Source organism: Acidimicrobiia bacterium, from assembly GCA_036271555.1.
Taxonomy (GTDB): domain Bacteria; phylum Actinomycetota; class Acidimicrobiia; order IMCC26256; family PALSA-610; genus DATBAK01.
Genome location: DATBAK010000036.1, coordinates 76,072 through 94,432, shown reverse-complemented (window position 1 = coordinate 94,432; position 18,361 = coordinate 76,072). Strand labels below are relative to the sequence as shown.

Here is an 18,361-nt window from a genome sequence, read left to right as displayed (position 1 = left end):
CCGGAACAGCCGCCGCGCCGGTGGGCTGAGCACGACGGCGGGCCGATCCCACCCGCCGTCGCCGCCGAGGTCGGCCGCGATCGCGGCGTACCCCGACGACGCCGGTGCGTCCTGCGCGAGCGCGAGGACGACATCGGACGGATGCAGCAGCGGGTGCGCGCCGTCGCGGATCAGCGTGTTGCAGAGCTCCGCGGCCGGGTTGCGACGCGAGCCGGGGACGGCGAAGACCTCGCGGTGGTACTCGATCGCCCAGTCGACGGTGTAGCGCGACCCGCCCGTTGCCGTCGCTTCGACCACCACCACGGCATCGCTCAGCGCCGCGATGATGCGATTGCGGATCGGGAAACGCGATCGCGAGGGCGGCACGCCGAAGCCGTGCTCCCCGACGAGGAGACCGTGCCGCCGCACGCCGTCGAACAAGGCCTTGTGGCGGCGCGGATAGTCGGCTTCGAGGCCCGTGGCGACGACACCGATCGCGCCGCCCCCGACCTCGAGCGCGCCCCGGTGTGCCGCGCCGTCGACGCCGAGCGCGAGCCCGCTGACGACCGTGATCCCCTGCTCGGCGAGAAACCGACCGATCGCGTGCGCGTCCGCAAGCCCGCCGGGCGTCGCCGCGCGCGTGCCGATGACCGCGACTCGAGGGCGGTCGAGAACTTCGGGCCGGTCGCCCTCGGCGAAGAGGACCGCGGGAGCGTCGCGGAGCTCGAGGTCGATCGGAAACCCGGGCCGGCCGGCCGCGAACACCCGAGCGCCGCGTTCACGTAGTTGCGACTCGACGCGATCGGGGTCGACATCACGCGCCCACCGGCGCGCGATCGCGTCGCCGTTCGGCTCGGCGGCGAGCGCCGGTGATGCGCGTCCGGCGCGTACGGCTGCGAGCGCGCCGGCGGGACCGCCGAAGTGGGTGAAGAGCCGGTGCAGGCGCGACGGCGTCGCGCTGCGGAGGCTCGCGAGCGCAGCCGCGGCAATCGCGTCGGCGTCGAGCGCACCCGGCGCGAAGCCGGAAGTGGTCGTGGCGATCACAGCACGTCCTCGCGCAGCTCGGCGGCCTCGAGGAGATCGAGGTCGTTGACGTCGTCACGGTCGTCGAGATCGGCGATCGTGCGCGCGACGCGACGGAGTCGCACGATCCCGCGCGCGCTCAGCTCGCGTTCGCTCGCGATGACGCGCTCGAGCTGCGCGGTCGACGCCGGCAACGGCGAATCTCGTTCGAGCGCGCTCGCGGGCACGTGCGCGTTCCGCTCCCACGCGCGTCCGCGGTACCGGCGTTCCTGACGCGCGACGGCGACCCCGACGTGGGCGCGGATCTCCGCGCTGGTCGGGCCGACGGGCTCGTGGGGCCCCGGAGTGTCCAGCACGAGCCGGAGGTCGAACCGGTCGAGGAGCGGTTCGGAGAGCCGCCGGCGATAGCGGTGCCGTTGCGAATCGCTGCAGCGACAGTTCCGGCGTGCGAGCCCGCACGGACACGGGTTGCAGCACGCGACCAGCAGCACGTCGGCCGGGAGATCGAGCGTCGCTCCGTTGCGGCTGATGCGGACGACCCGCTCCTCGAGCGGTTGCCGCAACGACTCCAAGGCCGCCGGTCCGAACTCCGCGAGCTCGTCGAGGAAGAGCGTTCCTCGATGCGCGAGCGTGAGCTCGCCGGGCCGGATCCGACCGTTGCTGCCGCCGCCGATCAGCGCGGCCGTCGAGCTGCTGTGGTGCGGTGCGCGCAGCGGTCGGTCGCGCAGCAACACTCCCGACGGCGCCAAGCCGGCGACCGAATGGATGCGCGTCACCTCGAGTGCCTGCTCGGGATCGAGGGGCGTGCGGATCGAGGGCAGCCGTCGGGCGAGCATCGTCTTGCCCACGCCGGGTGGACCGACCAACAACAAGTGGTGTGATCCCGCGGCGGCGATCGCGAGCGCGCGGCGCGCGCCGGCGAGGCCGCGCACCTCGGAGAGATCGGGCGCGTCCGGATCGGGCGGCGGAGGCGGGGGTGCCTCGGGCGGATCGGGCCAGGGAAGCTCGCCCTTCAGACAGTCGCGGAGCTCGGCGAGCGAGCGCGCCGGTCGCACGGTCACTCCGTCGACGAGCATCGCCTCGGCCGCGACGCCCGCGGGCACCACGATCTCGTGCACGCCGACACCGCGGAGCGCGTCCACGAGCGCGAGCGTGCCGGGGATGTCGCGAACGCCGCCGTCGAGGCCGAGCTCACCGAGCACGCCGACGCCGTCGAGCGCGCTGTCGGGCAGATCGTCGGACGCGACCAGCAGCCCGACCGCGACCGCGAGCTCGAGCCCGGAGCCGGTCTTGCGCACCGCCGCGGGCGCGAGGTTGACGGTGATGCGGCGCTGCGGCCAAGGAAGCGACGACGACAGGAGCGCGGCGCGGACGCGCTCGCGCGACTCGCGTCCCGCGGCGTCGGGGAGGCCCACGACGCAGTAGCCGGGCAGACCGTTGCTGACGTGCACCTCGACCCGGACGGGTTGTCCGGCGATACCGAGCAACGTGGCGCTGTGGATGGATGCGAGCATCGGAGCCTCCCGGTGTGGCGAAGAACGGGAGGCCTTTACACGCGGCCACGAACGTTGGGGGCACCGTACGGGAGGGGTCGGACAGTGAACGTCCTGGCGTGCCGGTTTCCGAGCGGCCACCCTGACCACACCGACGAGGAGGCGCGGCGGTGGAGTGGAGCACGGCGTATTGCCGGTACGGCACGGAGCCGGTGCTGTTCGACTCGCCCTCGCGCCGCGATCGTGCCCGAGTGCACTGGCGCGCCCGCAGCTTCCTCGCGACAACGCCCATCACGGAGGTGATGGAGCTGAAGCCGCGGCGCGTCGTTCCACTCGCGGGCTTCGGCTGGGGCTTCGACGTGCACGACGACGGCCGCATCGCGGTCAGTGCCGTCGACGCGCTCACGGACGCGGACTGGGTGGAGGTGCTGCCGGTGCTGCGACGCGAATATCCGGCGCCCTTCTGGACCTTCGCGAGCTCTTCGAGCTGACGCCCGACCTGCGCTGCGACGTCAGCGCACCGACGCGGGAGGTCCGAAGAATCCGTCGCACGAGCCGTGCGTGAGGATCTGCACCGCCGACGCCGCGTCGGTCAGCAGGGTGACGATCGCGTTCTGGTCGAACGCGGCGGGTCCGGCGGCGATGATCGCGTGCACGTCGCGCCGCAGCGTGCGCAACGCGGCGCGGTCGGAGGCGTCGAAGCGCGCATTGTCGGCTTGCAACTGATCGCCGAGCTTGCCCAGCAGCACCGCGTCGTCGTACGCCGCGATGGGCGTGTTGGACACGAACGTCGGTGGCGTCGCGGTCGTCGCCAGCACGCGCGTGACGTTGAGCGACACGTCGATCTGCTGGTCGAGCTTGTTGAAGTCGACGACCCCGAACCCGTCCTGCGCGGTGTGGTAGCAGGGACCGGTCGAGTCGGTGAAGAAGACGGTCGGCACCTGCGCCGCGAGGAAGTTCGCGTAGTCGCTGCGACCCTCGCCGAACACCGCGCTGAACAGACCGCCGTCGAGCGTCGACCCCGAGTAAGCCTTCCGCACGATCTTCTGCAGCGCCGACCCACCGCTCTCCGCGCCGACCGCGAACGTGTCGTTGCGCACGCTCGGCCGGAGGTTGGCGCCTTGGATGTCGAAGTTCACGTATGCGACGGTCTGCGCGATCGGGATCAGCGGGTGCTGCGTGTAGTACTTCGAGCCGAGGAGTCCGTCCTCTTCCTCGTCCCACAGCGCGAGGATCACCGACCGCCGCGGCGGCGGCTTCGCGCTCGCGAGCGCACGGCCGATCGCGAGGAGCGCCGCGTCGCCGGCCGCGTTGTCGGTCGCGCCGTTGCAGATCGTGTCCGCGGGGTCGGAGGTGCGGCAGCTGTGCCCGAGATGGTCGTAGTGCGCGCCGACCATGACGTACTGGCTCGCGAGATCGGAGCCGGGGATGACGGCGACGATGTTCGTGCCGCCCGGAATCGGCTGGGTGTACGCGTCGTCGCCGGTGAGCGCGGTGTTGGCGCCCTTCGCGATCGGCTTCAGCTGATCGACGAGGTACCGCCGCGCGAGTGCGGAGCCGGGAGTGCCGTTGTCGCGACCTTCGGTCGCGTCGCTCGCGAGGTGGGCGAGGTCGAACCAGGTGCAACTGGAAAGGAGCATCGGGATCGCGGCCAATGCCACGATCCGAGCCCAGCGGCTGACTCCGATCCCACCCATCGGCACCCCCCCGGTCGATCGATGCTCGCCCGACCGTAGCCGTGCGGGCTCCGGGCGGTCACCACCCGACGTGGTCAAGGGTGTCCGGCGCGCGGCGGTACCGTGGACGGGCGATGTCCTGGCCCGTCGAGCCCTTCAACCGATCGCTCACGCGGGCGAGTCCGCATACGCGCCGTGCCTACGAGCACGACGTTTGCGAGTTCGTGATGTGGGCCGAGCGCGGCGGCTGTCCGGAGCCCGAAGGTCTCGACCACCGCGTGCTGCGCCGTTACCTCGCGTACCTCACGACGCGCGGGCTCGCGCGCTCGACGATCGCGCGCAAGGCCGCGTCGGTGCGCGCGTACTCGCGCTACCTCAGCCGGCACGACGTGATCACGAGTGATCCCGGTCGCTCGCTACGCGCGCCGAAGGGCGGACGGCGACTCCCGCGCGTGCCGCGTCGCGAGGAGACTCTCGATCTGCTCGACGGTGCCGCGCTCGACGACGACCTCGACCCGATCGTGCTCCGCGACCGCGCGGTGCTCGAGGTGCTCTACGGCGCGGGATTGCGCGTCGCCGAGTGCTGCGATCTCCGCGAGTCCGACCTCGACCTCCGCCGGCGCGTCGTCACCGTCGTCGGCAAGGGCAGCAAGACACGGCGGATCCCGCTCGGCGCGCCCGCCCTCGACGCGGTGCGCGCCTACCTCGCTTCGGGACGGGCGGCGCTGGCCCGCCCCGAGTCACCCGACCAGATCTTCCTCAACCGCCTCGGCCGGGCCCTCAGCACCCGGGACGCCCGCCGGATCCTGGAACGGAACCCGCTCCCGGACGGCCGGATCCTCCATCCCCACGCCCTGCGCCACGCCTACGCCACGCACCTGCTCGAGGGGGGCGCCGACCTGCGGGCGGTCCAGGAGCTCCTGGGCCACTCGGACCTCTCGACCACCCAGATCTACACTCACGTCACTCGTGACCGATTGAGAGCCGTGTACGAGAACACGCACCCGCGGGCGTGAAGGACAACGTGGACGACGCGGCCGACGTCATCGGCGAGCTCTGGACCGAGTACAAGCGTGCCGGTTCCCAGGAGACTCGCGAACGACTCATTCTGCACTATTCGCCTCTCGTGAAGTTCGTCGCGGGCCGAGTCGCCGCGGGTCTGCCCCAGAACATCGAGCAGACCGACCTCGTGAGCTACGGGATCTTCGGGCTCATCGACGCCATCGACAAGTTCGATCCCGACCGCGGCTTCAAGTTCGAGACGTACGCGATCTCCCGCATCAAGGGCGCCATCATCGACGAGCTCCGCTCGATCGACTGGGTGCCCCGCTCGGTGCGGGCGAAGGCGCGCTCCATCGAGCGCGCGTACTCGAAGCTCGAGAACGAGCTGAAGCGCACCCCCGAGGACAAAGAGGTCGCGGTCGAGCTCGGCATGACCGAGGACGAGCTCGCGAGCGTGATGTCGCAGATCTCGTTCGTCGGACTCGTCGCGCTCGACGAGCTCCTCGCGGCGGGCAGTGACCGCGCCGCGGGCGCGACCCTCGGCGACACGATCGCCGACACCGCGAACGATCCGGTCGCCGCGTTCGAGACCGAGGAGATGCGCCAGGTCCTCGCCGACGCGATCAACCGCATGCCCGATCGCGAGCGGCTCGTGTTGACGCTCTATTACTACGAGGGCCTCACACTCGCGGAGATCGGACAGGTCCTCGGCGTCACCGAGAGCCGCGTCTGCCAGATCCACACGAAGTCGATCTTCCAGCTGCGCTCGCGGCTGTCGGAGCCGACACCGGAACGCGGTCTCGTCACCTAGCTCGTCGACACTGTCGTAGGCCGTTGCTACGGTCACGGCGTCGCACTTCCCTCCGAACTTCCCCCGTTCGACGTGTTCGCGGTCGTGGAGGTTCGAGTGCGGTGGTTTCTTGGTTTCATCGTTCTGTTCGGCGCGTTCGTGATCGCGCCGGCGGCTCCGGCGTTCGCGTTTCCCAGCGGTCCGTGGACGCGACCCGTCGACGGACCGGTCGTGCGCGGCTTCGATCCGCCCACGACGCGGTTCGGTCCCGGTCATCTCGGCGTCGACTTCGGCGTTCGTTCGGGCACACCGGTGCGCGCCGCGAACGACGGCACGGTCGTGTTCGCAGGTCGAGTCGGCGCGGGCCTGCACGTCGTCGTCCTGAACGCGGGCGACGTGCGCACGACCGACTCGTTCCTCGCATCGATCGCGGTCGTGCGCGGGCAGCACGTCGCGCGCGGCGAAACCGTCGGCACGACCGGCGGGACCGGACCGCAGCACGCGGCCGACGTGCTGCACTTCGGCGTTCGCGTCGGCGACGACTACATCGATCCGATGCTCTTGTTCGGCCCGCCCGACCTCGGCGCGATCGTGCACCTCGCGGAGCCGCACGGCGGATCGTTCGCGTCGGCGCCCGTCGCCGCGCGCGAAGCGAACGACGAGCTCGCCGTGATCGCGGACGAAGTGCGCGTCGAGGCGCGCTCGCCGATGTCGCCGCCGCCGTCGTGGTGGTCGATGCCGGGGCAGGCGGCGGACCCACCGCGCGCGCCCGCCGCGCGCGCGATGCCGACTGCCGCGCGATCGCGCGCGCCGGCGTCGTCCACCGCGTGGAGCCCCGTCGGCGCGGCGCCCGTCGCCGGGCTCGCGGCCGCGACGGTCGCGGTCGCGGCGCGGCGCCGTCGACGACGGGCCAAAACGTCGCGACGGGTTCGTCGACGGTCGCGCGAATAGAGCGCCGCGCGTCTGCTCGGCGCCGGTGCCGACCTCGGCGCGGCGACGCGTTCGCCGTTCCCGTTCGGCAATGCCGGTCCCGCATCCGACGCTCGTCGGCGGAGCGGCCGACGAGCGGTGTGGGTTCGAGCCGCACAGTCGTCCTCGAGCCGGCCCGGCCCGGCGGAGCTGCCCGACGACGCGTAGCGTCGCGGCCGTGGAGACCGAGCCGGCAGGCGGCCGGGTCCTCGTGCCCTGCGTGGGTGGTCCATGCGCGGGCTACGGGTTCCTCGTCACCCGGCCGTTCCCGCTCGAGGTGGAGCGGGATCGGGTCGGCGTGTACGTCCTCGACGACCTCGACGACGAGCCCCGGTACGTCTACGTGCCCGAACGACCCTGACCGCCTGACGCCGGCCCGGGGCCAGGGAGTCGCCGAAAGGGCGCCGACTACACTCGCCGCCGGCCGGGGACCTCCTGGCCAGCGGGAAGGCCGGCCGTCCGGCTCGCCGACCCCACCCACCGACTCACCGACGACATCCGCCCGTGAACCCGAGGTGGCGCCCCCGGACGATCCGGGATCGGCGTCCGCGCGGGCGGAAGCACCAACCAAGGGAGGCGCGGCCGTGGCCGTAGCGACGAATCCGACCCAGACGCCCGTCGTCACGATGAAGCAGCTGCTCGGGGCAGGCGTCCACTTCGGACACCAGACCCGACGCTGGAATCCGAAGATGAAGCGCTTCATCTTCGGCGAGCGCAACGGGATCTACATCCTCGATCTCCACCAGACGCTCGGCTCGATCGACACCGCGTACCGCTTCGTACGCGACACGGTCGCCAACGGCGGCACGGTCCTGTTCGTCGGCACGAAGAAGCAGGCGCAGGAGCCGGTGCAGCAGCACGCCCTGCGCTCGGGCTCGCCGTACGTCAACTTCCGCTGGCTCGGCGGCATGCTCACGAACTTCCAGACGGTGCACGCGCGCGTGTCGAAGCTGCGCGAGCTGCAGCGCATGATCGACTCCGGCGAGGTCGACCAGATGATCAAGAAGGAAGGCCTGAAGGTCCGGCGCGAGGCCGCGAAGCTGGAGCGCAACCTCGGCGGCATCAAGCGCCTCGAGCGGGTGCCGAGCGCGATCTTCGTGATCGACACGAAGAAGGAGCACATCGCGGTCACCGAGGCGAACCGGCTCGGCATCCCCGTGGTCGCGGTCGTCGACACGAACTGCGACCCCGACGTCATCGACTACGTCATTCCCGGCAACGACGACGCGATCCGCTCGGCGACGCTGCTGTCGCGCGTCATCGCCGACGCCGTCGTCGAGGGCCACTTCATCGCCGAGAAGCGCAACGCGCGTCCGGGCACGCGCGCCGAGGACGTCGCCGATCAGAAGCCGCTCGACCCCGAGGCGATGCGCAAGAAGGCCGAGCAGCAGGCGCAGGCCCGCAACGCCGCGGCCGAGCAGCAGAAGCGCATCGAGGCGCGCGCCGCCGCGCCGCGCGCGGCCGCACCCGCGGACGCGACCGAGGACGGCGCAACCGAGACCGGCGCGAGCGAGGACGGCGCGGCCGACACGCCGGCTCCCGAGCCCGCGGCGGCCGACGCGCCGGCGGCGAGCGAGGGTGGCGCCGACAATGGCTGACGTCTCCGCGAAGGACGTCGCGGCGCTGCGCAAGATCACCGGCGCCGGGATGATGGACTGCAAGAAGGCGCTCGGAGAATGCGACGGCGACATGAACGCAGCCAAGGACTGGCTCCGTGAGAAGGGCCTCGCCGGCGCGAGCAAGCGCGAAGGCCGCAGCGCCGATCAGGGCACCGTCGACGTCACGCTCGACGGCAGCGTCGCCGCGCTCGTCGAGGTGAACTGCGAGACCGACTTCGTGGCCAAGGGCCCGCAGTTCAAGCAGCTCGTCGCCGACCTCGTGGCGCTCGTGCGCAGCGAAGGCGACGAAGGAATCGCCGACAAGAAGTTCGCGGGCGCGACCGTGGGCGAGGAGCTCGCCGGCCTCTCGGCGACGCTGGGCGAGAAGATCGAGCTCGGCCGGATCGCGCGCTACGAGACGAGCGACGGAGTGCTCGACGCGTACAAGCACGTCCAGAACGAGCGGGGTGTGATCGGCGTGCTCGTCGAGGTCACGGGTGCGGGCGACGGCGACAAGGCGCGCGCGGTCGCGCACGATCTCGCGCTCCACATCGCGAGCGCGGCGCCGCGCTACGTGAGCCGGGCCGATGTGCCCGAGGCCGACATCGAGCACGAGCGCGGCATCCTCGAGGCGCAGACCCGCGAGGAGGGCAAGCCCGACCAGGCGATCCCGAAGATCGTCGAGGGCAAGCTCGGCGGCTACTTCAAGCAGGTGGTCCTGCTCGAGCAGCCGTTCGTGCGGGACAACAAGGTCACGATCGCGGGCCTCCTCGAGGCACTCGGCTCGGGTGCCGCGGTCAAGCGCTTCGTGCGCGTCAAGATCGGTGAGGAGTAGGGGTCGGGCACGTCGGCTCTCCGAGAGCGAAGGGAACCACGCGCATGAGTGAGAGCGTCTACCGCCGGGTCGTGCTCAAGCTCTCGGGTGAGGCCTTTGCCGACCGCAGGATCGGGTACGGCATCGACGCCGAGATCGTCGGCCGGATCGCGGAAGAGGTCGCCAAGGCGCACGCCGAGCTGAACGTCGAGATCGCGGTCGTCGTCGGCGGCGGCAACATCTTCCGCGGTCTCGCCGGCGCGCGCTGGGGCATGGATCGTGCCCGTGCCGACTACATGGGCATGCTCGCGACCGTCATCAACGCGCTCGCGTTGCAGGACGCGCTCGAAGCGTTGGGGCAGCCGACGCGCGTGCAGACCGCGATCTCGATGGCACAGGTCGCCGAGCCCTACATCCCGCTGCGCGCGGTGCGACACCTCGAGAAGAACCGGCTCGTGATCTTCGCGGCCGGCACCGGCAACCCGTATTTCACGACCGACACCACTGCGGCGCTTCGCGGCGCGGAGATCGGTGCCGAAGCGATCTTGAAGGGCACCCACTCGGGCGTCGACGGTGTGTACAGCGCCGACCCGCGCGTCGTGAAGGACGCGGTCAAGCTCACCGAGGTGACGCACTTCGAGGTGCTGAACCGGCGGCTCGACGTGATGGACTCCACCGCGATCACGTTCTGCATGGACAACTCGCTCCCGATCATCGTGTTCGACGTCATGGAGGCGGGCAACATCCGGCGCGCGCTCCTCGGCGAGCCGATCGGAACCCTCGTCAGCTCGAAGGGAGAGGAGTGATGGACGACAAGGTCGTCGAGTGCAAGGACCGCATGCACAAGGCGGTGATACACCTCCAGGAAGAGTTCGCCGCCGTGCGCACCGGCCGCGCGACGCCGGCGCTCGTCGACAAGCTCAAGGTCGACTACTACGGGACTGAAGTCCCGCTGCAGCAGATCGCCGGCTTCTCGGTGCCCGAGCCGCGCGTGCTCGTCATCTCGCCGTACGACAAGGCCGCGATCAAGGGCATCGAGCGCGCGATCCAGGAGAGCGACCTCGGCGTCAACCCGTCGAACGACGGCGCGCTCGTGCGCCTCACGTTTCCCGAGCTGACGACGGAGCGGCGCAAGGATCTCGTGAAGGTCGTGAAGCACCGCGCGGAGGAGAGCCGGGTGGCGGTGCGCAACGTCCGCCGCGACGTCCGCAAGGAGTTGGAGACGCAGGAGCGCGACGGTGACCTGTCGCGCGACGCGCTCGACCGGATCGAGAAGGACCTCGAGAAGGTCACGCACGAAGCGGTGGCGGAGATCGACGCGATGCTGGCGCACAAGGAGCACGAGCTCCTCGAGGTGTGACGGCCGCGCGCAGGAGCCGGGCTCTCGTTAGCCTGGCGTGACGGGGGCCGGGGAGGGTCATGTCCGACCGAGAAGACCGAGATCAGCCCGAAGGCGTTCGCATTCTGGGCGCCGAGGAAGCGCAGGCCGTGCTCGAGAACGAGGGTCGCGCCGCGCGCGCCGCAGCGAGCGAGCACTCCGGTGGTCGCGAGGGCACGTGGTCCGCGACCCAGCAGCGCGAGGCCGCGATCGCCGAAGCCGAGGAGCGCGGCGAGATCCAGGTGTTCCCGCGCCCGGTCGACACCGACTACGACGACGAGCCCGAGGGGCTCGTGCGCGCGCAGCCGGTCGAGGCCGAATCGCCGCCGCTGCCGCACTGGACCGAGCCCGCGACCGGGCAACTGCCCGCGGTGTTCGGTGACGACGACGAGGACGAGGACCTGTCGGCGTGGGCGTCGTTCTCCTCCGGCCCCTCCGGCGGACCGCGCTATCGGTCCGACAGCTCGGAGTGGTCCGAGGAGACCTTCGACGACCTGAGCGACGAGACGACCGGCGAGACCACGCGCATCGGTGCGCTCGCCGACGCGCCCCCGCCCGACGACGACGCCGCGTTCGCGGCGCAGGTCGCGGCGCGCCGCCGGCGCGGTGGCTCTCGGCCGCGCCCGCCGGTCGAGGAGCCCGAAGCCGAGATGTTGCCGGCGCCGAGCGGTCGTGATCTTCCGCTCGCGTTGCTGACCGCGGGCGCAATCGTCGTCGTGGCCCTCATCTGTCTCAGCCTCGGACGCACGTGGACGCTCGTCCTCTCGGCCGCGATCGTCGGCATGTGCGCGCTCGAGCTCGCCAACGCGCTGCGCAGTCGCGGGCACCATCCCGCAACCGTCCTCGCGCTGCTCGGGTCCGTCGGCATGGTGTTCGCCGCGAAGCACGACGGCACGGCCGCGTATCCCGTGTTCTTCGCGCTCGTCACCGTGTTCTCGATGTTGTGGTTCCTGTGGCGCGTCACGCCGGGCCGCCCGGTGCGCGGGATCGCGAGCACGGTGCTCACGTTCGGTTACGTCGGCGTGCTCGGCGGCTTCGCGGGATTGCTGCTGCAATCGCCCGACGGTGTCGGTCTCGTGCTCGGCACCGCGATCTGCACCGTGTCCTACGACGTGATCGGCTACTTCTTCGGTTCGCAGTTCGGGCAGTCGCGCATCGCGCCGAACGTCTCGCCGAACAAGACGGTCGAGGGCACGCTCGTCGGCTTCGTGGCATCGGTCGTGCTCGCGCTGCTCGTCGTGCACCGCATCCATCCGTGGACCGACACGAAGCACGCGCTGTACCTCGGCATCGCGGTCGGCATCGGCTCGATCCTCGGCGACCTCTGCGAGTCGATGATCAAGCGCGATCTCGAGCTCAAGGACTTCGGATCCTTCCTGCCCGGGCACGGCGGCGTGCTCGATCGCTTCGACGGTCTGCTCTTCTGCCTCCCCATCACGTACTACCTGGCCCTGCACCTCAAAATCTTCTGAGTTTTCTGGTCGCACTCGCTTCGCTCGCCGCTCCGTGACGCGGGATGGGAGCGAGCGAAGTCGCACTGCTCGCTCCGCTCGCGGCTCGGCCAGTCACGGCTGCTGAGAACCCGGGGTCCGGTCGGCCCGTGAGACGCCGACCCCGCCCTCTAGGCTTTCGACAATGACCGGCGTCGTCATCCTCGGGTCGACGGGCTCGATCGGAACCCAGGCCCTCGAGGTGCTGCGCGCGCACCCCGACGACTACGAGGTCGTCGCGCTCGCAGCCGGCCGGAACCGCGTCGCGCTCGACACCCAGGCCGCCGAGTTCGGTCTGCCGCCGGAACGCGCGGTGCTCTGCGGCGACGACGCCGCGCCGCTCGAGGAGCTCGCCGCGCATCCCGATGCCGACGTCGTGTTGAACGCGGTCGTCGGATTCGCGGGTCTTCCCGCGACACTCAGCGCGCTGCGTCACGGCAAGCGGCTCGCGCTCGCGAACAAGGAGAGCCTCATCGCGGGCGGACCCGTCGTCGCGAAAGTGCGCGCGCACGGCGGCGGCGAGATCGTGCCCGTCGACTCCGAGCACTCCGCGATCTACCAGTGCCTGCGCGCGGGGCGTCCGTCGGAAGTCCGTCGACTCGTCGTGACCGCGAGCGGAGGACCGTTTCGCGGACGGAAGCGCGCCGAGCTCGCGCGCGTCACCGTCGACCAGGCGCTCGCGCACCCGACGTGGTCGATGGGAGCGAAGATCACGATCGACAGCTCGACGCTGATGAACAAGGGCCTCGAGGTGATCGAGGCGCACGAGCTGTTCGGTGTCGACTTCGACCAGGTCGACGTGGTCGTGCATCCGCAGTCGGTCGTGCACAGCATGGTCGAGTTCTGCGACGGCGCGACGGTCGCACAGCTGTCGATGCCCGACATGCGGCTTCCGATCGGGCTCGCGCTCGGCGCGCCCGCGCGGCTCGACCAACCGTTCGGCGCGATCGACTGGGCGACGCTCGGCTCGCTCGACTTCGAGGTGCCCGATCGCGCGACGTTCCGCGCCCTCGACCTCGCGTACGAGGCCGGCCGCAACGGCGGTACCGCGCCCGCGACGCTGAGCGGCGCCAACGAGGTTGCCGTCGAGGCGTTCCTCGATCGCCGCCTGCCCTGGACCGGTATCGACGAGGTCGTCGACGCCGTGCTTCAGGACGGGACGGGTGCCGCCGATGAGGTGGCGGACGTGCTCGAGGCCGACCGTCGCGCTCGCGATCGGGCCCGGCAGCTGATCGCCGGGAGGAGCGCGGCGTGAGAGATCCGCTCGAAGCGGTCGACATCGACAAGAAGCGCGCGGTCACCTACGTGCTGCTCGCGATCGCGTCCGGTGTCGTGCTCGCGGTCGCGCGGCCGAACGTGTTCGGCACGGTCGCCGTGATCTTCGGCTTCTTCGTGATGATCATGCTGCACGAGTTCGGTCACTTCGTGATGGCGAAGCGCGCGGGCATGAAGGTCACCGAGTTCTTCGTCGGCTTCGGGCCGCGCGTGTGGTCGGTGCAGAAGGGCGAGACCGAGTACGGCCTCAAGGCGATCCCCGCGGGCGGCTACTGCCGCATCATCGGCATGACGAACCTCGAAGAGGTCGAGCCGGAAGACGAGCCGCGCGCGTACCGGTCGAAGGGCTTCCTGCAGAAGCTCGGTGTCGCGTGCGCGGGATCGGCGATGCACTTCCTCATCGCGCTCGTGCTCGTGTTCGTCGTGCTCGCGTGCGCGGGGGACTGGTTCTCCGATTCGAGCACGACGACGACGGTGCACGACGTCGCGGGTCCGGCCGCGCAGGCGCTCGTGCATCCGGGGGATCACATCCTCTCGGTCGCGGGACAACCGGTGCACACGTGGGACGACGCCGTGAAGGCGATCCAGGATCGACCGGGCGAGACCGTCGCGCTCGTCGTCTCGCGCAAGGCGAACGGTGTTCCCGAGCGCGTCACGTTGTCGGTGCACCTCGCCGCGGGTCGTCCCGACGATCCCGGCGATCACGTCGGCTACGCGGGCATCACGCCCGACGGATCGATCGTGCGCCCGAGCGTCCTGCAGTCGGTCGCGCTCGCACCGTGGCGCGAGGTGCAGCTCGGCGGTACGTCGATCGCCGCGCTGGGTCACATCTTCTCGCCCTCCGGTGTGCACGGATACCTCGAGAACTTCCAGAAATCCCCACCCAAGTCGGCGCAGCAGGATCGCCCCGTCTCGGTCGTCGGTTTCGGTCGCCTCGCGAGTCAGGCCGTGGCCGCGGGTTGGGTGCAGACCTTCCTCCTGTTGATTCTCATCAACGTGTTCATCGGGATCTTCAACCTCGTGCCGCTGCTGCCGTTCGACGGCGGGCATGCGGCGATCGCGATCTACGAATGGATCGCGTCGGCGGTGCGACGCCGCCGCGTGCAGGTCGACGTGGCGAGGCTCATGCCCGTCACGTTGCTCGTGCTCGCGGTGCTGGCGTTCCTCTTCTTGTCGACGTTGTTCCTCGACGTGAAGAATCCGATCGCGAATCCGTTCTGACCGCCCGAACGGTGGGAAGGACAGACGCCTGATGCCTCGAACTCGTCGCGACAACTCGACCGCGCGCTACGTCGTGAACATCCTGCTCGTCGTCGTGGTCGTCGCGGCCGCGGTCGGTGGCGGCATTCTCATCGCGCACTCACGACACAAGTCGTCGTCGACGACACCGCCGACGCTCGGCCCGTCCGGGAAGATCGCGTTCTCGAACCTCCAGGCGAAGCTCGGACTCACGACCGGCGTGCAGATGTGGAACGAGAGCGCGTCGAAGCAGGACACCGAGATCGCGGGCATCGCCGACGCCGGCGCGCGCTGGTTGCGCACCGCGCTGTTGTGGCGCGACGTCGAGCCGCAGTCGGCCGATCACGACGACTGGTCGAACGCGGATCACATCGTGTCCGACGCGCAGAAGAACCACGTGCAGCTGATCTTCAACATCGGTCAGGCGCCGAAGTGGTCGGGCGCGTCGGAAGAAGGCGAGTACGGCGATGATCCGCAGCAGTACGCCGACTTCTGCGCCAAGGTCGCGGCGCGTTACGCGGGTCGCGTGCGCGTGTACGAGCTCGGCAACGAGCCCAACCTGACGAGCGAGGTCACGCACCCCGATCCCGCCGCGTACGCCACGATGCTCCAGGACACGTACCCCGCGATGAAGAAGGCCGACCCGAACGCGTTCGTGCTCACGGCCGGGCTGGCCGGCGGTCGCCACCACAAGGGCAACCTGACCGGCCTCGATTTCCTCACCGGCGTCTACGCGCACGGTGGGAAGGGCTTCTTCGACGGCATCGCGTACCACCCGTACACGTATCCGTTGCTGCCGACGCAGGATGTCAACGGCGGCGGTACGAGCGGCGGGACGCGCAGCTGGTCGCAGATGCTGAAGGTCCGCGCGCTGATGGTGCAGCACGGCGACAGCGCCAAGCCGATCTGGGTCACCGAGTTCGGCGCGCCGACGAACGGTCCCGGCGGCGTGAGCCAGACCGAGCAGTCGCAGATCATGCAGAACGGGTTCGACCTCTGGAAGACGTACTCGTGGGGCGGCGTGATCTCGTGGTTCGACTACCAGGACAAGGGCACCGACACCTCGACCCACAAGGACTGGTTCGGGATCATCAACGACGCCGGCGACCACAAGCCCTCGTGGTCGACCTACTCGTCGATCGCGCACGCCTGAAACGGTTTGTCGCACTCGCTCCGCGCGCCGCGACCGACGCCTCAGTCCCCAAGTCGAGCGGGCCGCGGAACGACCCGCCCGATCCGGCGGTTGGCCCGCGCCTGAGCGGGCCGAGACTCGCCGTGTAGCGTGACCGCCGTATTCGGGGGCGGAGGATTCACGGATGAGGGTGTGGGCCCGGGCGCTGCGGCTCGGTGTGGTGGTCGTCGTCATGGTCGCGGCGGCGTTGTCGACGTGGGGTGCGCCGGCCGAGGCGGGCGCGAAGCCGGTCGCGGTGCTGCTCGGCTCCGCGAACGCGCCCGGCATCGACAAGATCAAGCACGTCGTCGTCCTCATGCAGGAGAACCGCTCGTTCGACGAGTACTTCGGCAAATATCCCGGCGCCGACGGTATCCCGGTCGACGCCGACGGCAACCCGACGGTCTGCGCGCCCGATCCGAAGCGCGGTGTGTGCTCCGCCCCCTTCCACGATCCGCACGATGCCAACTTCGGGGGCCCGCACAGCGTCTCGTCGACTGCGACCGACATCGACCAGGGCGCGATGGACGGCTTCATCAACGCGTACGAGATCCAATGCAAGGTCGAGGGTGGCGGCGGCCGCCTGTGCGGCGATCAGGACGCGCCCGTGCCCGACGTCATGGGCTACAAGCTGCGCGCCGACATCCCGAACTACTGGGCGTATGCCGACAACTTCGTGTTGCAGGACCACATGTTCGAGCCGCTCTCGGGGCCGAGCCTGCGGTCGCACCTCACGCTCGTGTCGGGATGGTCTGCCATCTGCGACGTTCCGCACGTCGTGTCGAGCTGTCTGAACGACGAGAGCAAGACGCCGTCGTCGCAGCCGGACTACGCGTGGACCGACGTCACATACCTGCTGAAACAGGCGGGCGTGTCGTGGAACTACTTCGTGTTCAACGGCACCGAGCCCGACTGCATCGATCCCAATGCGCTCGTCTGCGTGCCCCGCCCCCTCGACGCGAAGACCGGTGGCTACTGGAACCCGTTGCCGAAGTTCGACACCGTGCGCGCCGACAAGCAGCTCCCGAACATCCAGTCGGTGACGAACTTCGTCACCGACGCGCGGAGCGGCACCCTGCCGTCGGTGTCGTGGGTCGTTCCGACGAGCTCCGTGAGCGAGCATCCGTCGGCGACGGTCAGCGACGGGCAGAAGTACATCACGTATCTGATGAACTCCGTCATGCAGGGGCCCGACTGGGACAGCACCGCGATCTTCCTCGCGTGGGACGACTGGGGCGGGTTCTACGACCACGTCCAACCGCCCGCGGTCGACGGGAACGGCTACGGCCTGCGCGTGCCCGGCTTGATGGTGAGCGCATACGCGAAGGCCGGCTACATCGATCACCAGACGCTGAGCTTCGACGCGTACCTCCGATTCATCGAGGACCGCTTCCTCGGCGGCGCGCGCATCGACCCCGCAACCGACGGTCGTCCCGACAACCGGCCCGACGTGCGCGAGAACGCGCCGCAGCTGGGCGACCTCCGCAACGACTTCGACTTCACGCAGGATCCGCGCCCGCCACTCGTGCTCCCCACCGTGGCCGCGTCGAAGCTCGCGACGCCGCTCGTCGTGCCGAAGCACGCGCCGAAGGCGACCGCGCGGCAGATCGAGGCGGCCGACGCCGCGCCGGTGATCGGTGACGCGCCGCTCGCGGTGACCTTCGACGCGTCGCAGACCGCGGGTGCGGGTGCGCGCGCGAGTTGGACGCTCGACTTCGGCGACGGCTCCGAGCTCGCGTCGGGTTCCGGTCGGCCGTCGGCGCCGATCGAGCACACCTACACGGATCCCGGCGACTACACGGCCACGCTCTCGGTGAGCAACACGAACGGGAAGGCGAGCACCGCGACGCTGGGCGTCGACGTGACGCTGCCGAAGACGTCGCCGACGACGTGGATCACCGGAACGCCGATCAACGGCGACGTCGGCAAGACGATCCACTTCGACGCTTCGCACAGCACATCGGGCGACTGGTCGGTCGACTTCGGCGACGGCAGCGACGCGGTCGTCGGCTCCGGCGTCCCGCCCGCGAACCTCACGCACGTGTTCGCGGAGCCGGGGGTCTACCACTCGACCTTGACGGTCGTCGCGCCCGACAGCGGCGTCACCAAGGCGACCGCGACGACATCGATCACCGCGGGCGGGCCGCCGCGCGTCGGCACCGGCAACGCGAGTGCCGTCACGGGGACGACCGCGAAGCTCGCAGGTCGCGTCAACCCGAACGGCGCGCCCAGCGCGAGCTTCTGGTTCGACTGGGGGCCGACCCGGCGGCTCGGCATGGAGACCGCCCCGGTCGACACCACGACGACCGGCAACTTCGACGCCGACCTGAGCGGGCTCCTCCCGCACCACTCCTACTTCTTCCGCATCGCCGCATCGAGTGCGTTCGGCACGTCGTACGGGAAGATCATCAAGTTCACGACGAGCCCGTCGTAGGTGTCCGAAGCGTGAAGATCGTGTCGACGC

The 18,361-nt window shown here is 70.3% G+C and carries 17 protein-coding genes; 14 read left to right on the top strand and 3 right to left on the bottom strand.

The genetic code is table 11. The annotated features are described in order from the left end of the window. Together VH914_10030 and VH914_10025 are read right to left on the bottom strand one after the other, a co-directional pair. On the bottom strand, positions 1-1,023 hold a 1,023-nt coding region (locus tag VH914_10030; GenBank protein HEX4491531.1), incomplete at its 3' end, for a DNA-processing protein DprA. Further along, on the bottom strand, positions 1,020-2,516 hold the full coding sequence (locus VH914_10025) for a YifB family Mg chelatase-like AAA ATPase (protein HEX4491530.1): 1,497 nt from the start codon (positions 2,514-2,516) through the stop codon (positions 1,020-1,022). The genes VH914_10030 and VH914_10025, both read right to left, overlap by 4 nt. A 149-nt stretch (positions 2,517-2,665) precedes the next feature. On the opposite strand from VH914_10025, the gene VH914_10020 reads away from it, so the two are divergent. Next, positions 2,666-2,986: a hypothetical protein gene (locus VH914_10020; protein HEX4491529.1), complete on the top strand. Its 321-nt coding sequence runs from the start codon at positions 2,666-2,668 to the stop codon at positions 2,984-2,986. A gap of 21 nt (positions 2,987-3,007) precedes the next feature. Here the strand turns inward: VH914_10020 and VH914_10015 are convergent, their stop codons facing one another. Next, on the bottom strand, positions 3,008-4,192 hold the full coding sequence (locus VH914_10015) for a M28 family peptidase (GenBank protein ID HEX4491528.1): 1,185 nt from the start codon (positions 4,190-4,192) through the stop codon (positions 3,008-3,010). Between the two features lie 113 nt (positions 4,193-4,305). Between VH914_10015 and VH914_10010 the strand changes: the two genes are divergently transcribed. The 13 genes from VH914_10010 to VH914_09950 all read left to right on the top strand — a co-directional run bounded on the left by VH914_10010 (position 4,306) and on the right by VH914_09950 (position 18,331). Next, positions 4,306-5,187 (top strand): tyrosine-type recombinase/integrase, encoded by an 882-nt coding sequence (locus tag VH914_10010; protein HEX4491527.1) that lies wholly within the window; start codon positions 4,306-4,308, stop codon positions 5,185-5,187. Then, positions 5,184-5,984, top strand: a complete 801-nt coding sequence (gene whiG, locus VH914_10005) for an RNA polymerase sigma factor WhiG (GenBank protein HEX4491526.1) — start codon at positions 5,184-5,186, stop codon at positions 5,982-5,984. The genes VH914_10010 and whiG overlap by 4 nt, the downstream gene beginning before the upstream one ends. Before the next feature lie 96 nt (positions 5,985-6,080). Beyond that, complete coding sequence (locus VH914_10000; protein ID HEX4491525.1) at positions 6,081-6,914, top strand: M23 family metallopeptidase; 834 nt, start codon at positions 6,081-6,083, stop codon at positions 6,912-6,914. Between the two features lie 196 nt (positions 6,915-7,110). Beyond that, complete coding sequence (locus tag VH914_09995) at positions 7,111-7,293, top strand: hypothetical protein (protein ID HEX4491524.1); 183 nt, start codon at positions 7,111-7,113, stop codon at positions 7,291-7,293. 265 nt (positions 7,294-7,558) lie between these two features. Next, positions 7,559-8,530, top strand: a complete 972-nt coding sequence (rpsB, locus tag VH914_09990) for a 30S ribosomal protein S2 (protein HEX4491523.1) — start codon at positions 7,559-7,561, stop codon at positions 8,528-8,530. Beyond that, positions 8,523-9,365 (top strand): translation elongation factor Ts, encoded by an 843-nt coding sequence (gene tsf / locus VH914_09985; protein ID HEX4491522.1) that lies wholly within the window; start codon positions 8,523-8,525, stop codon positions 9,363-9,365. Before rpsB ends, tsf begins: the two co-directional genes overlap by 8 nt. A gap of 44 nt (positions 9,366-9,409) precedes the next feature. Next, positions 9,410-10,150, top strand: a complete 741-nt coding sequence (gene pyrH, locus VH914_09980; GenBank protein HEX4491521.1) for a UMP kinase — start codon at positions 9,410-9,412, stop codon at positions 10,148-10,150. Next, on the top strand, positions 10,150-10,704 hold the full coding sequence (frr, locus tag VH914_09975; GenBank protein ID HEX4491520.1) for a ribosome recycling factor: 555 nt from the start codon (positions 10,150-10,152) through the stop codon (positions 10,702-10,704). The genes pyrH and frr overlap by 1 nt, the downstream gene beginning before the upstream one ends. Positions 10,705-10,763: 59 nt before the next feature. Further along, positions 10,764-12,194 (top strand): phosphatidate cytidylyltransferase, encoded by a 1,431-nt coding sequence (locus VH914_09970; GenBank protein ID HEX4491519.1) that lies wholly within the window; start codon positions 10,764-10,766, stop codon positions 12,192-12,194. A 163-nt stretch (positions 12,195-12,357) separates the two neighbouring features. Further along, positions 12,358-13,467, top strand: coding sequence for a 1-deoxy-D-xylulose-5-phosphate reductoisomerase (gene dxr, locus VH914_09965; protein HEX4491518.1), 1,110 nt, complete (start codon positions 12,358-12,360; stop codon positions 13,465-13,467). Continuing rightward, on the top strand, positions 13,464-14,708 hold the full coding sequence (locus tag VH914_09960) for an RIP metalloprotease (GenBank protein HEX4491517.1): 1,245 nt from the start codon (positions 13,464-13,466) through the stop codon (positions 14,706-14,708). The genes dxr and VH914_09960 overlap by 4 nt, the downstream gene beginning before the upstream one ends. Positions 14,709-14,739: 31 nt before the next feature. After that, on the top strand, positions 14,740-15,879 hold the full coding sequence (locus VH914_09955) for a hypothetical protein (protein HEX4491516.1): 1,140 nt from the start codon (positions 14,740-14,742) through the stop codon (positions 15,877-15,879). Between the two features lie 163 nt (positions 15,880-16,042). Continuing rightward, positions 16,043-18,331: an alkaline phosphatase family protein gene (locus VH914_09950; GenBank protein HEX4491515.1), complete on the top strand. Its 2,289-nt coding sequence runs from the start codon at positions 16,043-16,045 to the stop codon at positions 18,329-18,331. Positions 18,332-18,361 lie beyond the last annotated feature (30 nt).